Annotated in this window: 13 protein-coding genes; 9 read left to right on the top strand and 4 right to left on the bottom strand. The window is 67.2% G+C overall.

All coding sequences use genetic code 11. The features are described 5' to 3' along the window. Positions 1 to 154: 154 nt before the first annotated feature. The 3 genes from leuC (at position 155) to ACIA76_RS18925 (ending at position 3,029) form a co-directional block, all read left to right on the top strand. On the top strand, positions 155 to 1,579 hold the full coding sequence (gene leuC / locus ACIA76_RS18935) for a 3-isopropylmalate dehydratase large subunit (protein WP_397153122.1): 1,425 nt from the start codon (positions 155 to 157) through the stop codon (positions 1,577 to 1,579). Between the two features lie 58 nt (positions 1,580 to 1,637). Further along, on the top strand, positions 1,638 to 2,246 hold the full coding sequence (gene leuD / locus ACIA76_RS18930) for a 3-isopropylmalate dehydratase small subunit (RefSeq protein WP_397153121.1): 609 nt from the start codon (positions 1,638 to 1,640) through the stop codon (positions 2,244 to 2,246). Between the two features lie 156 nt (positions 2,247 to 2,402). Beyond that, positions 2,403 to 3,029 (top strand): HU family DNA-binding protein, encoded by a 627-nt coding sequence (locus ACIA76_RS18925; RefSeq protein WP_397153120.1) that lies wholly within the window; start codon positions 2,403 to 2,405, stop codon positions 3,027 to 3,029. A 58-nt stretch (positions 3,030 to 3,087) separates the two neighbouring features. Here the strand turns inward: ACIA76_RS18925 and ACIA76_RS18920 are convergent, their stop codons facing one another. The 3 genes from ACIA76_RS18920 to cofC all read right to left on the bottom strand — a co-directional run bounded on the left by ACIA76_RS18920 (position 3,088) and on the right by cofC (position 7,099). Next, the gene (locus tag ACIA76_RS18920; protein WP_397153119.1) at positions 3,088 to 4,038 is read right to left on the bottom strand and encodes an NUDIX domain-containing protein; all 951 of its coding nucleotides are present in this window, start codon (positions 4,036 to 4,038) and stop codon (positions 3,088 to 3,090) included. Then, the gene (locus ACIA76_RS18915) at positions 4,035 to 6,242 is read right to left on the bottom strand and encodes an RNA degradosome polyphosphate kinase (protein ID WP_397153118.1); all 2,208 of its coding nucleotides are present in this window, start codon (positions 6,240 to 6,242) and stop codon (positions 4,035 to 4,037) included. Before ACIA76_RS18915 ends, ACIA76_RS18920 begins: the two co-directional genes overlap by 4 nt. A gap of 158 nt (positions 6,243 to 6,400) precedes the next feature. Then, positions 6,401 to 7,099 carry a 2-phospho-L-lactate guanylyltransferase gene (gene cofC / locus ACIA76_RS18910; protein ID WP_397153117.1) on the bottom strand — a complete coding sequence of 233 codons (699 nt, stop codon included), beginning with the start codon at positions 7,097 to 7,099 and terminating at the stop codon, positions 6,401 to 6,403. A 96-nt stretch (positions 7,100 to 7,195) separates the two neighbouring features. Here cofC and ACIA76_RS18905 point away from each other — a divergent pair, with 96 nt between their 5' ends. The 5 genes from ACIA76_RS18905 (at position 7,196) to ACIA76_RS18885 (ending at position 12,815) form a co-directional block, all read left to right on the top strand. Beyond that, positions 7,196 to 8,191, top strand: coding sequence for an NAD(P)H-dependent glycerol-3-phosphate dehydrogenase (locus tag ACIA76_RS18905; RefSeq protein WP_397153116.1), 996 nt, complete (start codon positions 7,196 to 7,198; stop codon positions 8,189 to 8,191). A gap of 34 nt (positions 8,192 to 8,225) precedes the next feature. Beyond that, entirely contained in the window at positions 8,226 to 9,311 is a 1,086-nt protein-coding gene (locus ACIA76_RS18900) for a D-alanine--D-alanine ligase family protein (protein WP_397153115.1), read from the top strand. Positions 9,312 to 9,456: 145 nt separating this feature from the next. Then, complete coding sequence (locus tag ACIA76_RS18895; protein WP_397153114.1) at positions 9,457 to 10,755, top strand: hypothetical protein; 1,299 nt, start codon at positions 9,457 to 9,459, stop codon at positions 10,753 to 10,755. Next, entirely contained in the window at positions 10,692 to 11,438 is a 747-nt protein-coding gene (locus ACIA76_RS18890; protein WP_397153113.1) for a class I SAM-dependent methyltransferase, read from the top strand. Before ACIA76_RS18895 ends, ACIA76_RS18890 begins: the two co-directional genes overlap by 64 nt. Positions 11,439 to 11,456: 18 nt before the next feature. Next, a complete protein-coding gene (locus ACIA76_RS18885; RefSeq protein WP_397153112.1) occupies positions 11,457 to 12,815 on the top strand; it encodes a purine-cytosine permease family protein in 1,359 nt (452 codons plus the stop codon). Here the strand turns inward: ACIA76_RS18885 and ACIA76_RS18880 are convergent. Beyond that, entirely contained in the window at positions 12,812 to 13,468 is a 657-nt protein-coding gene (locus ACIA76_RS18880; protein ID WP_397153111.1) for a DUF3515 domain-containing protein, read from the bottom strand. The two genes, ACIA76_RS18885 and ACIA76_RS18880, sit on opposite strands and share 4 nt — an antisense overlap. A 153-nt stretch (positions 13,469 to 13,621) precedes the next feature. On the opposite strand from ACIA76_RS18880, the gene ACIA76_RS18875 reads away from it, so the two are divergent. Further along, positions 13,622 to 14,569, top strand: a complete 948-nt coding sequence (locus tag ACIA76_RS18875; RefSeq protein WP_397153110.1) for a thiamine-phosphate kinase — start codon at positions 13,622 to 13,624, stop codon at positions 14,567 to 14,569. Positions 14,570 to 14,572 lie beyond the last annotated feature (3 nt).

Genomic DNA, 14,572 nt, shown 5'->3' with positions numbered 1-14,572 from the left:
TCCTCCCCCCTGGCGGTTGGGGGCGGTTGTTTTTTTTCGTGTGCTCGCCCGGGCCGGGGCGGCCGCGCCCGGCCCCCCCCCCCCCCCCCGAGACTCAGGGGGCCGCGAACCCGCCGAAGCGAAGCGGAGGCAATCAAACACAGGAGGATCGAAGATGACCGATCGGCCACGCACTCTGGCGGAGAAGGTCTGGGAGCAGCACGTCGTCGCGCGCGGCGCCGGTGAGGGGGACGCCCGCGAGCCCGATCTCATCTACATCGACCTGCACCTGGTCCACGAGGTGACCAGCCCGCAGGCGTTCGACGGCCTGCGTGCGGCCGGGCGGCCTGTGCGCCGACCGGATCTCACGATCGCGACCGAGGACCACAACGTGCCGACGATCGATATCGACAAGCCGATCGCCGACCCCATTTCCCGCACCCAGGTGGAAACGCTGCGGCGCAATTGCGCGGAATTCGGGGTTCGACTGCATCCGATGGGCGATATCGAGCAGGGGATCGTGCACGTGGTCGGCCCGCAGCTGGGCCTGACCCAGCCGGGAACGACCGTGGTCTGCGGCGATTCGCACACCTCGACCCACGGCGCGTTCGGCGCGCTGGCGATGGGCATCGGCACCAGCGAGGTCGAACATGTGCTGGCCACCCAGACGCTGTCGCTGCGGCCGTTCAAGACCATGGCCATCAACATCGACGGCACGCTGCCGCCCGGCGTGACGAGCAAGGACGTGATTCTGGCCGTCATCGCTCAGATCGGCACCGGCGGCGGCCAGGGCTATGTGCTCGAATACCGCGGCGAGGCCGTGCGCGCCATGTCGATGGAGGCGCGGATGACCATGTGCAACATGTCGATCGAGGCCGGCGCCCGGGCGGGCATGGTGGCTCCCGACGAGGTCACGTACGCATTCCTGAAGGGACGCCCGCACGCTCCGCGGGGCGCGGACTGGGATGCGGCCGTGGCGGCCTGGGATGCGCTGACGACCGACGAGGGTGCGAAATTCGACGCCGAGGTGCATCTCGACGCGTCCGCGCTGACCCCCTTCGTGACCTGGGGTACCAACCCGGGACAGGGTGCGCCGCTGGGCGCGGTGGTACCGAATCCGGCCGATATCGCCGACGAGACCGCGCGGGAGTCGGCCGAGAAGGCGCTGCGGTACATGGCTTTGGAACCCGGCACTCCGCTGCGTGAGGTGCCGGTCGACACCGTATTCGTGGGTTCGTGCACCAACGGCCGGATCGAGGATCTGCGGGCCGTGGCGGAGGTTTTACAGGGCCGCAAGGTGGCCGACGGCGTGCGGATGCTGATCGTGCCCGGCTCGATGCGGGTGCGTGCGCAGGCCGAATCCGAAGGTCTGGGCGAGATTTTCACCGCCGCGGGCGCGGAATGGCGCCAGGCGGGCTGTTCGATGTGCCTGGGCATGAATCCCGATCAGCTTTCGCCCGGTCAGCGCTGTGCTTCGACCTCCAACCGCAACTTCGAGGGCCGACAGGGCAAAGGTGGCCGCACGCACCTGGTTTCGCCGCTCGTCGCCGCGGCGACCGCGGTGCGCGGAACCCTGTCCTCACCTGCGGATTTGAACTGACCCGGCGAAGAAGCGTGCCGGGGCCGAGGGTTAATTTTCGTACCGACCAGGAGAACTCATGGAACCCTTCAAGGTGCACAAGGGGATCGGGGTGCCGCTGCGCCGATCCAACGTCGACACCGACCAAATCATCCCCGCGGTCTACCTGAAGCGCGTCACTCGAACCGGATTCGAGGACGGGCTGTTCGCGGCCTGGCGTTCGGATCCGACCTTCATTCTGAACACGGCGCCCTACAACCGGGGCTCAGTCCTGGTCGCCGGTCCGGATTTCGGCACGGGATCCTCACGTGAGCACGCCGTTTGGGCCCTGATGGACCACGGCTTCCGGGTGGTCATCTCGCCCCGGTTCGGCGACATCTTCCGGGGTAACGCGGGCAAAGGTGGCCTGGTGGCGGCCCAAATGTCACAACATGATGTCGAATTGCTCTGGAAGTTGCTCGAGGAACAGCCCGGTCTGGAATTGATCGTGGACCTCGCGGCCCGCACCGTGTCCGCCGGAACCATCGTGTTGCCCTTCGATATTGACGACTACACCCGGTGGCGGCTGCTCGAGGGGCTGGACGACATCGGCCTGACCCTCCGCCAGGAGGTCGCCATCGGCGAGTTCGAAAAGGCAAGGCCAGCATGGAAACCCACCACCATTCCGAACCCTATTTCGCAGTGGTAAACACTCCTGGGTGTTAGCTGAGAGCTACCAATCGAGATTGCTGCACGTGTGCCACGCCACATGAAATTTGGCGTGGCACATAGACTCTTGCCCAATGAAGGTTTACCGTGGTACCTAGTCGGTCCGACGACGGGCCATTAGTCTGCGGAGGATTCAATGAACAAGGCGGAACTGATCGACGTTCTGACCGAGAAGTTGGGCACTGACAGGCGCACGGCCACTGCGGCAGTCGAGCAGATTGTCGACACGATCGTGCGCGCGGTGAACAAGGGTCAGAGTGTCACCATCACCGGATTCGGTGTCTTCGAACAGCGCAAGCGTGCGGCGCGGGTGGCGCGTAACCCCCGTACCGGCGAAACCGTGAAGGTGAAGCCGACTTCGGTGCCCGCATTCCGCCCGGGTGCGCAGTTCAAGGCGATCATCGCGGGCAAGCAGAAGATCGCGGCGGCCGGTCCGGCCGTGAAACGCGGTGTGGCAGCGCCGGTGTCGGGTACGGCCAAGAAGACCACCCGGAAGGCGACGGCGAAGAAGACCACGGCCAAGAAGACCGCCGCCAAGAAGACGGCGACCGCGAAGAAGGCGGCGAAGAAGGCCCCCGCCAAGAAGGCGACGGCCAAGAAGACCACCGCCAAGAAGGCGGCCCCGGCCCGCAAGACCGCGGCCAAGGCCACCGCCAAGAAGACCGCGGCCAAGGCCACGGCCAAGAAGACCACTGCCAAGAAGACGGCCGCGAAGAAGACCACGGCCAAGCGGACCGCCGCCAAGCGGACCGCGCGACGCTGACGCAGCACACAAGACCCCCGGCCGAGTTACATGGCCGGGGGCTTCTTGTGTGCACCGATCAACGGTGCCGCAGTGCCCGATCCAGATGGTCCGCCGCGACCAGGCGGCCCTGCGCGATCGACAGCACCCAGACGCTGCCCTTGCGGTTGCGCGCGGAAGGCAGTGCGGCACCGTCGATTTCGGCCCACTCATCGAGCAGGGGCGGAATCACCTTGCCCTGACTACAGATAACGCGCACCGTCGCGGCCGACACCAGTGACCGCACGCGGGCCAGTGCCTCCTGAGGCGCTGCGGCATAACCCTTTTCGGATAGAAGTGGTTCGCGCGCGATGTCGGCGTCCAATGCCTCGGCCAGCGGCCGCACCGTGTCGACACAGCGCACCGGCGGCGCCGAGAAGATCTCCGCCGCCCCGAAGGCCAGCAGATTGGGCACCAGTGCGCGGGCCTGCTCGCGACCGGACTTCTCCAGCGGCCGTTGCTCGTCGGGACCGGTGAAACGCTCGCTCCGCCCGGCCTTGGCATGCCGGACCATCAGCAGCGTGGCCGTATCCGGCGGCAGCCGCAGGAAACTGCGCACGATGCGCCGATCCATCGGATAGGACAGCTGATCCATCACCTGGTCGACGCGATGCCACTGCAGCACGTCCACCTCGGGATTGACGCTGAACTCACCGGCGGTGACCGAGGCCGCCCAGTAGTCGACCCGCTTCAGCTTGCGATGGCCGGTCACCGGATAGGTGATATGGCCGAGATAGCGGCCGAGATGGCAGAGCAGGCCCGTCTCCTCGGCCACCTCGCGCACCGCGGCGACCATCGGCGTCTCGCCCGGATCCAGCTTGCCCTTGGGCAGCGACCAGTCGTTGTATTTGCGGCGGTGCACCACGGCGATCTCGACCGAACCGTCGGTGGCCCAGCGCCACACCACGGCGCCAGCCGCCAGGACGTTGGCGGTCACACGGGGGTCGGAGATAGTGAGGTCGTCGGGATCCGGGGCCACCGGTCGAGTCACTGCCGATCCGGCCGTCGCAGTCGCATGAGGAACTCCTGGTGATCGCGCACCTGATCCACGGGTCCGTCGCTGTTCGGTTCCGGCTGGGCCCGCCAGCCGCCATCGGGTTGGAGTACCCAGCAGCGGGTCGAAGGATGCAGGGCGGAGTCGAAGACCACCTCCAGCTGCTCGCACAGCTTCGGATCCTTCACCTGCGCCATGACTTCCACGCGTCGATCCAGATTGCGATGCATCATATCGGCGCTGCCGATCCACCACTGGTCCTGCGCCTGGAAGTGCAGCACACGCGAATGCTCCAGGAACCGACCGAGAATCGAGCGCACCTCGATGTTCTCGCTCATGCCCGGCACGCCCGGCTTCAGACCGCAGATGCCGCGCACCACGATCTCCACCGGTACGCCGGCCTGTGAGGCGCGATACAGCGCGTCGATGATCTGCTCGTCGACGATCGCGTTGCACTTCAACCGGATCCGGCCCGGCAGACCCTGCGCGGCGAGTTCGGTCTCGCGGCGGATCCGCTCGATGATGCCCGCACGCACACTGCTCGGCGCGACCAACAGGTTGCGGTAGTTGGCCTTTCGCGAGTATCCGGTCAGCGAGTTGAACAGGTCGGTCAGATCGGCGCCGATTTCCGGTGCGGCCGTGAGCAATCCGACATCCTCGTAGAGCCGGGCGGTCTTGGGGTTGTAGTTGCCGGTGCCGATGTGGCAGTAGCGGCGGATGGTCGAGCCCTCGCGCCGCACCACCAGACAGGTCTTGCAGTGCGTCTTGAGCCCGATCAGGCCGTAGACCACGTGCACGCCCGCCTGTTCCAGCTGCCGCGCCCATCGGATATTGGCCTGCTCGTCGAAGCGGGCCTTGATCTCCACCAGCGCCACCACCTGCTTACCGGCCTCGGCGGCGTCGATCAGGGCGTTGACGATGGGGGAGTCGCCGGAGGTGCGGTACAGGGTCTGCTTGATCGCCAGCACCTGCGGATCGGCGGCGGCCTGTTCGATGAACCGCTGCACACTGGTGGAGAACGAATCGTAGGGGTGGTGCACCAGCACATCGCCCTCGCGCAGTGCGGCGAAAACGTTTCGCGGCGTTTCTCTTTCGCCGAATGCCGACGGGGTGGCCGGGACGTAGGGCGCGTCCTTGAGCGCCGGGCGGTCCACGCCGTAGACCTGCCACAGGCAGGACAGATCCAGCAGGCCCGGCACCTGGATGACGTCATTGGGATCCACGTCGAGCTCGCGCAGCAGCAGTTCGAGCATGTGCTCGGTCATATCGTCGGAGACCTCGAGGCGCACCGGCGATCCGAAGCGCCGCCGGGCCAGCTCGCGCTCGAGGGCCTGCAGCAGATCCTCGTCGCGGTCCTCGTCGACCTCGAAGTCGGCGTTGCGGGTGATCCGGAACGAATGGTGTTCCACCACATTCATACCCGGGAACAGCTGGTCGAGATGGGCCGCGATCAGATCTTCCATCGGCAGGAAGGCATCCAGATTCACTCCGGTGCTGCCGTCGGGCTCGCGGCTGGCGGCGGTGCGCCGCTCCACCGTGCCGGCGCTGCGGGTCACCCGCACGAAGCGATTGACGTTGTCGGGCACCTTGACTCGGGCGAAATGCTCGCCGCCGGTCTCGCTGTCCTTCACCGTCACGGCCAGATTGAGGCTCAGGCCACTGATATAAGGGAAGGGGTGGGCCGGATCCACGGCCAGCGGGGTGAGCACCGGGAAGACCTGGTCCTGGAAGTATCCCGAAAGGCGCTGGCGCTCAGCGTGGTCCAGATCCGCCCAGCCGATGATCGCGATGCCCTCCGCGAGCAGGGACGGGCGCACCTGATCGAGGAAGACCTGGGCGTGCCGCACCGCGAGATCCTGGGTGCGCTTGGCGATCAGGGCCAGCTGTTCGTTGGGGGTGAGGCCGTCCGCGGAGCGGACCGCGAGCCCGGCCTCGGCGCGGCGCTTGAGTCCGGCGACGCGAACCATGTAGAACTCGTCGAGGTTCGAGGCGAAGATGGCGAGGAACTTGGCGCGTTCGAGCAGCGGTTCGGAGGTGTCCTCGGCCAGGGCGAGCACCCGGGCGTTGAAGTCCAGCCAGCTCAGCTCACGATTGAGATAGCGATCTTGCGGCAACTGTTCCGCCGAGGTGGTGCTTCGCGGCGGGGTCGCCGCGGGTGGCGCTGCCGGTAGTCGCGGGGGCTGCACATCCGTATCGCTCACGGCGCCCCCTCGCTGGCGCTCGGCGTCACCGTGCGCGATGCGCGCTGTATTTCTGGTTCACTCGCAAGCTCGCTCACCCTCACGATCATTCCTTACCGTCCGGGCGGTGCCGCGCGTGACACCGCCGATCGACAACCTGTCGCCGATCCGGCGATCATCTAGCACACATGTGACCCCGCCGCACACCTCCATGTGAGATCTGTGTGAACAGGGCGCGGCCAGCCGATGATGTCGAGCAGGGCCGCGGTGGCCGGGCCGACACCCAGCGCGACGGCGCCGCTCAGATCGGCCGCGGTATCGACGTCCAACCGCAGGCCCGGCCAGTCACCGGCGAGATCCTTTGCGCCGGAATCGATGTGGCGCCGGGCCGAATCGGGGCCGAAAAGCGGTGCCAATGGTGCGATTCCGTCGCGCACCAGCAGGGCGGCGGTGCCGTGCCCGGTGTGGTCGGCGACCACCGAGCGGCCGGTCGGCGGCGCGGTGTTCAACATGTCGTGCAGCTCGTCCGCGCGTAGGGCGGGTAGATCCGCCTGCAGTGCAAGCAGTTCCACCGCACCGCGGCGGCGGCGCACGGCGGCGGCCGCATCCGACAGCGCGGCATTGAGCCCGTCGTGGGGGGCCGCGGGATCCGGATGCGCGTGCGCGCCCAGGGTGCGCACGGCGCCGGCGACTTCGGCATCGGGGGTCACCACGGTCACCGAGCCCAATCCGGCGGCGGCCGCCGCGGCGACGGTATCGGACAACATGGCCAGCACCAACCGCGAACGGTCGGCCGGGGGCAGCCGGTCGGCGAGGCGACTCTTGGCCCGCTCGAGGTTCTTCACCGCGATCACGGCGTGGACGGAATCCGGACGCATGGGCCAATCGTCGCACGACCTGCGCAGTGGTGGACGTCATGCCGGGTCAGGGGAATACCGATAAGGGGCGAACGCGGCTGATGGCATATTGGCCTCATGACAAGGGCGGCTGTGATGGGTGCGGGGTCGTGGGGCACCGCGTTCGCGAAGGTGTTGAACGACGCGGGAACGTCGGTGACGATGTGGGCTCGGCGCGCGGAGGTGGCCAAGGCGCTGGCGTCGGAGCATCGCAACCCCACCTACCTGCCCGATGTGCTGCTGCCGGGTATCGAAGCCACCGACGATCATCGGGTGGCGCTCGACGGCGCCGATATCGTCGTGCTGGCCATCCCGTCGCAGTCACTGCGGGTCAACCTCACGGCCTGGCGCGAGCATGTACCCGCCGAGGCGACACTGCTGAGCCTGGCCAAGGGCGTCGAGACCGGGACCCTGCTGCGGATGAGTCAGGTCATCGGCGAGGTGACCGGCGCCGACCCGGGCCGCATCGCGGTGCTGTCGGGACCGAATCTGGCCCGCGAGATCGCCGCCGAACAGCCCGCCGCCTCGGTGATCGCTTGCGTCGACCCCGCGCGTGCGGAGGCCGTGCAGCGCGCGTGTGGCACCGGCTACTTCCGGCCGTACACCAATACCGATGTCGTCGGCTGCGAACTCGCCGGTGCGTCCAAGAACGTGATCGCGCTGGCCTGCGGCATCGCGGCGGGAATGGGGCTGGGCGACAATTCGATCGCGAGCCTGATCACGCGCGGGCTGGCCGAGATCATGCGGCTGGGTGTGGCGCTGGGCGCGAATCCGGTCACCATGGCCGGGCTCGCGGGCGTGGGCGATCTGGTCGCGACCTGCACCTCGCCCCTGTCGCGTAATCGGTCGTTCGGACATGTGCTCGGCGCGGGCGGCTCGATGGATGCCGCGCAGCAGGCCACCCACGGTCAGGTCGCCGAGGGCGTGAAGTCGTGCACCTCGATCCGCGCGCTGGCCGAGCGGCACGAGGTGGAGATGCCGCTGACCACGGCCGTGCATCGGGTGTGTCATGAGGGGTTGTCGGTCTCGGACGCGGTCGGACAGCTGCTCGGGCGGCGGATGAAGCCGGAATGAGTGACCGTGCGACGGTTTGGGTACGGTTCGGTCTATGAGTAATCGGATCAGGGTCGCGGTCGTCTTCGGCGGGCGGAGCAGCGAGCATGCCGTGTCGTGTGTCTCGGCCGGCTTCGTGCTACGCAGCCTCGACCCCGAACGATTCGAGCCGATCGCGGTCGGCATCACCCGCGCGGGCGAGTGGGTGCTCGCCGGATCCGATACCCGCGCGCTGGCCATCGCCGACCGGGCGCTGCCGTCGGTGGATTCCGAGGGCACCGAGCTGGTGCTCTCGCACTCCGGTGGCCTGCTCCCGCTCGACGGCTCCGCCGCGGGCCCGGGTGTGGTCGACGTCGTATTCCCGGTGCTGCACGGCGCTTTCGGCGAGGACGGCACCGTGCAGGGCCTGCTGGAGATGGCCGGACTGCCCTATGTCGGGCCGGGCGTACTGGCCAGCGCGACGGGTATGGATAAGGAGTTCATGAAGAAACTCCTTGTGGCCGAGGGCATTCCGGTCGGCGACCATATCGTGCTGCGGCCCGGCGTCGCCACCGTGAGCTCGGCCGATCGCGCGCGGCTGGGCCTGCCGGTCTTCGTCAAGCCCGCACGCGGCGGCTCGTCGATCGGCATCACCAAGGTGGACGAGTGGGAAGCCCTCGACGCGGCCATCGCCGTTGCGCGCCAGCATGATCCGAAGGTGATCGTGGAGGCGGGCATCGTGGGGCGCGAGATCGAATGCGGCGTACTGGAATTCCCGGACGGCCGGGTGGAGGCCAGTGCGCTCGCCGAGATCCGGATGCCCGAGGCCGACACCGCCGCACCCGATTTCTACGACTTCGACACCAAGTATCTCGACGACGTCTGCGAGTTCGACATTCCGGCGAAGCTGGACGACGAGGTGGCCGAACAGGTTCGGGAGCTGGCCGTGCGCGCGTTCCGCGCGCTGGACTGCCAGGGCCTGGCCCGCGTCGACTTCTTCGTCACCGATGCCGGTCCGGTGATCAACGAGATCAACACCATGCCCGGTATGACCTCGATCTCGATGTACCCGCGGATGTGGGAGAGCACGGGTATCGATAACCGCGCCCTGGTCACGACCCTGATCGAGACGGCCCTGTCCCGCGGCACCGGCCTGCGCTGAACCTTCGATTCACCGCCGCGGCCGACTGACTTCCCCTCAGAGGCAGTCGGCCGCATCCGTGTGGGCCGCCGACTCCAGGCTGTCAGGTCAAGGACACTCGACGACAGGTGAGATGCGCGGACGCACGGAACCTTGACAAACGGCCGTGGCGTCGGCCACCGTGGTAGTGCATGAAATCTTCACCCAGTACTTACTGATTGAAAACTATTGTCACAGTTGGCAATTGGCGTCTGTCTACGAGTACCTTTTGGGGCAGTGTATGTCTCGCGCCGTTCGGGGGTGCCCACGGTGTCGAGGCGAGCGCGCTCCAGGAGGAGGTATGGGGGCCGAGACGTTGGCCATGATCGCCGGACGGGCCGGAATGACGATGGCCGACGTCGCATTCCTGGCCGGGCTCGACGACAGCACGATCAGTCGGCTGTGGGTCGAACCGGACTGGCTCGATCGGGTCAAGGGGCGCACCATGCGGGCGATCATCGGCGCGGTGCCGGGTGTCGCGGAGGCAATGGCGGATTATGCCTTGGCGCGCAGGCGGTTTCGATTGATCGAGGATCTCGCGCAACACGGCGTCCGGGTCCGGGAGGATGCGTTCCGTCGCCTGGTCGTCGCGGAGCGAATACCGGAGCAATGGGTCGGCAGTGTCCTGGGCGCGGCCCTGTGCATCATGCGCGGCGACGACCGCGGGGGCGCCGCGTATCTGACTCGTTTCTGGGGACGCCAACAGGATCGCGCACTCGGATTCATGTGGAGCACCGACGCGGATCTCGGACTCCTCGTCGATACCGGCCCGCTGCTCACGAAGTCGTGGGAGATGTCCGAGCGGCTGGCGAACCACAGCAGTTCGTTTCACGCGATGCTCGCGCGCGCCACGTTCGCCCACCACATCGCCAAGGCCACGGGCTATCTGATCCCGCAGGCCGCCGAGGAAGATCTGGACAGGCAGTCGGTCATGGTCCACCGCAGCGGTGTGATGGGGCGGATCATCCAGAGCGGCGATATCGAGGAGGCGCAGCGCTACGGCGCGGCCGTCGAACGGAGCGCGCTGTTGACGATGCTCGAATCCTGGGCGTTCCCGACATATCTGCGCGATGCGCCGGTGACGACCGACTTCTCCGTCCCGCGCTCGTTGCGATTACGAAACTTCGCCGATCACATCATGCTCGAGATGGATACCTGCAACGATGCCTACCTGCATTACTTCGTCAGTGTCGCGATTCCCCTCATGATGCAACGGGATCCGACACTCGGGCTGAGATCGGCGGAGATCATGGCGACATTGAGACGGCGTGTGGAAGCCAGTGATATAGCCGCTACCAGAAAGGCCGGAATGGCGCTGGTGCGGTTGTCGGAAGTTCGAACTCAGTCTCGATCGGGGAGTATATGGAAATCGCAACAGAAATCTCTGCCGGGCAAAGCTACGATGGGAACGCGCAATTCTGGATAAGGATCATCCGGGAACGGCTCGACCGATTCCGGACCGACCTGACAGATCATGCGGTCCTGTCGGCCCTGGGGGATTGCTCCGGCCGGCGCATTCTCGACGCCGGATGCGGGGAGGGTTATCTCTCGCGAATCCTGCACTCTCGCGGCGCGCGAGTGGTCGGGATCGATGCCTCCGCCGAGCTGATCGATGCCGCCCGCCGCGAGAGCGCCGACATCGACTATCACCACGGGAGCGTGGATGCGATACCGCTGAACAGCGCGGACTTCGATGACGTCGTATGTAATCATCTGGTCAACGACCTGCCGGATCCGGCGCCCGCGTTCGGCGAATTCGCCCGAATTCTCCGGCCCGATGGCAAGCTGACCGTGCTGATGTTGCACCCCTGCTTCTATCAGACTTTCATCGACGGTGACGAAACGACGATCGCGGATCAGTATTTCGGTGATCGATCGTTCGAGCAGAGTTTTCGTGTGGCCGGGGAGATCTCGCCCACGCCGGTGACCGTCCGGATGCGGTCGCTCGAATACTATGTGTCGGCACTCGCGGCGGCCGGATTCGTTCTCGAAACGGTTCGCGAGCCGAGACCGCCGCAGACCGCGATCGACCCCTGGTGGCAGGAAAACTTCCGGCGCCCGATCTTCCTTTTACTGGTCGCTCGGCGCCGGGCCTTCGACGGGGAATGAGGGGATATGCAGAGCTCGGTGACCGCCCCTGTGGCCACCCGGTCGGCAATCGAACGCAAGGGTATCGAATGGGTAGCCGGCGACGAGCGCTCGGGAAATCCGCGCCGTCATTTCTGGCTCTGGACGGCGGCCAATCTCAATCCATTCGTCATCGCGACCGGGCTGCTCGTTCTCGAACTCGGCCTGTCGTGGTGGAAGGCGATCATCGCGATCGTGGTGGGCGTCGCGGTCGGCTATCCGCTCGTGGGACTGATGGCGCTCGCCGGCCTGCGTGGCGGTGCGCCCACCCTGACGCTCAGCCGTGCCACGTTCGGCTACGACGGCAACAAGATTCCGGCGTTGCTGGCCTATCTCGCATGCGTCGGCTGGGAAGCCATCGCACTGTTCCTCTCGGCCTCGGCGACCGAAACCCTGATCGACCGCGTCGTCCCCGGCATCGATAGGAACCTCCTGCTCGGTGCGGGTCTCGCGGTGACGGGTGTGATCACCGCGGTGATCGCTCTCTACGGCTATCACCTGATCATGCGTGCCCAGAAGTGGATCACGCTCGCCATGACCGTCGCGATCATCGGCTATGGCGTGCTCGTCGTGCGGAAACTCGGCCTGCCCGATCATCCGCCGGCGCATGGTGATGGGCCGTTGCTGGCCGGGATCTCCTTCGTGATCGCGGGCGGCGGGTTGGCCTGGGTGATGGCCGGAGCCGACTACAGTCGCTATCTGCCGTCGACGGTCAGCCCGCGCGGCGTGGTCGGGTGGACGACGCTCGGGGGCGCGACGGCGCCGATCATGTTGATGCTCTTCGGCGTATTCGCGGGTACGGCGAGTCCGGAGCTGGCGGCGCGTGCCGCCCAAGACCCGCTCGGGGCGCTCACTGTCCCCTTGCCGACCTGGTTCTGCGTGCCGTTTCTTCTGACGATGATCCTCGGACTCGTCGGCAGCGGCGTCGTCAATCTCTACTCGTCCGGACTCAATCTGCTCGCTCTGGGCGTCAAACTCCCTCGCCCGAGGACGATCCTCGTCGATGCGACGCTGGTGGTGCTGGCCAGCGGCTATCTCATCTTTCTGTCGCCGAGTTTCCTGGCCACATTCGAGACGTTCCTGGGCTTTCTCGGCGTTCCGCTCGCCGCATGGTGCGCCATCTTCCTGGCGGACTTCTATTTTCGGCACCGGGCGGGTTACGCGCCCGCTGCCCTCTATCCGGTCGATCGGCGCCGCATGGACATCGAACCCGCCGCCGCCACGGCCCTGGCGGCCGCGGCGCTGCTGGGACTGAGCCTCGACAGAATCTTCGACGCGACCAGGCCGGGGATACTCGTCGCGTTCGTGGTCGGCGGAATCCTCTACGCGGGACTGGTGTTCCGGACCAGGCGGAGCTAGTTCGGGACCGGGCCCGGATCGATCGGCTGGGCGGGCAGAGCCTTGGTGATCGCGTTCGAAATGTCCTGCAGCGGAGTCGGTCCGGCGCTGTTGGGCATGGTCACCGCGATATAGACGCCGCGGTCCACCGCGAACCAGGTGCCGGAGGTGACGCCGCTGGTCTGATCGCGGACCTCGAACCAGTTGACCCCGTTGACGATCTGCAGCGAGGACGCCTGGGTGAATTCCAGCGGTCGATCCAGGCCGCAGCGTAGGACGATCGGATCGCCGCCGTCGGGCAGCTGCCATGCCATGGTCGCGGGCGGGGCCGGTTGAGCCAGTTCGGCCCTGGTGTAATCGCCGACCTTATCCGGCAGCGCGGGCAGCAGAGCGGTACAGGGCTGACCGGTCGCGGCGGGCGCGGGCACCGAACCGAGCGCCAGCGGCTCGCGCGTCGTGTGCTGACGCGACATCACCGCGATGATCAGGACGGCCACGATCAGGGCGACCGGCAGGGCGACGGCCGTGGCGATCAGTGCGGCAGGCAGTCTCGGCGATTCGGACTCGGCCGAGCCGTAGCGATCGCCGGACGTCTCGGCCGCATTCTCGCCCGCGGTCGTCGTCTCCGCCTCGTCGGGCGTCCGCGCTTCCGGTCGTTCCGTGTCCTTGCTCATCCCGAGATTCGTCTCCGCTCATGGTCGTCGGCTGTGCGCATCCGAGCGTAGCGACGAGGGCGATTCTGTCCGGATCGGGGGCCACGGTAGCGTCGATGGGTCCATCGGCGCTCTCGGAAGGAGACGGTCATCACCGGCGACAGCCCGCGCACCGTGCGCGAACTCGGGGAATTCGGGCTGATCGCGCGCATGAACGCCGGCCGCGGCCAGGCGCCGAACGTGGTGCTGGGCCCGGGCGACGACGCGGCGGTGATCGCGGCGCCGGCCGGGCGCTATGTCGTCAGCGCCGACATGCTGATGCAGGATCGGCACTTCCGGCTGGACTGGTCGAGTCCGCACGAGATCGGCGCGAAGGCCATCGCGCAGAACGCCGCCGATATCGTCGCGATGGGCTCGGCCCCGAGCGCCTTCCTGGTCTCGCTGGGCTGTCCGGCCGAGACGACTGTGGACTTCATCGACGGACTGGTCGACGGGCTGTGGGCCGAGGCCGGGCGCGCGGGCGGATCGATCGCGGGCGGCGATGTGGTGAGCGCCCCGCTGCTGGTGATCTCGGTGACCGCCTTCGGCGATCCGGCCGATCGCCCGCCGGTGCTGCGGTCGGGTGCGCGGCCCGGCGATCTCGTCGCGATCGCGGGGCGGCTCGGCTGGTCGGCGGCCGGCCTGGCGCTGTTGTCGGCCGGGATCGATCCCGGGCGTTTCCCCGAAATCGTTGCCGCACATCGGGTTCCGCGCCCACCCTATGAATCGGTACTGGGCCTGCCCCGAGGTGCGGCCGTGACCGCGATGACCGATGTCTCCGACGGCCTACTCGCCGATATCGGGCATATCGCCGAATCCTCCGGTGTCGCCATCGATCTGGACGCCGACGCCGTGCGCGATCCGGCGCTCGATCGGGCCGCGAAGCTGATGGACGCCGATCCGCTGACCTGGGTGCTCACCGGTGGTGAGGATCATGCCTTCGCCGCGACTTTCGCTGCGGGACAACATCTTCCGGACGGCTGGACCCCGATCGGCCGGGTCGAGGCGGGCGATGGTGTGACCGTGAATCGGCGCGCCTGGTCCGGACCGGTCGGCTGGGAGTCGTTCGCGGGTGGTGGGTGAGCT

The organism is Nocardia sp. NPDC051570, from assembly GCF_044454005.1.
Classification (GTDB): domain Bacteria; phylum Actinomycetota; class Actinomycetes; order Mycobacteriales; family Mycobacteriaceae; genus Nocardia.
This window is presented reverse-complemented; position numbering and strand designations above follow the sequence as displayed.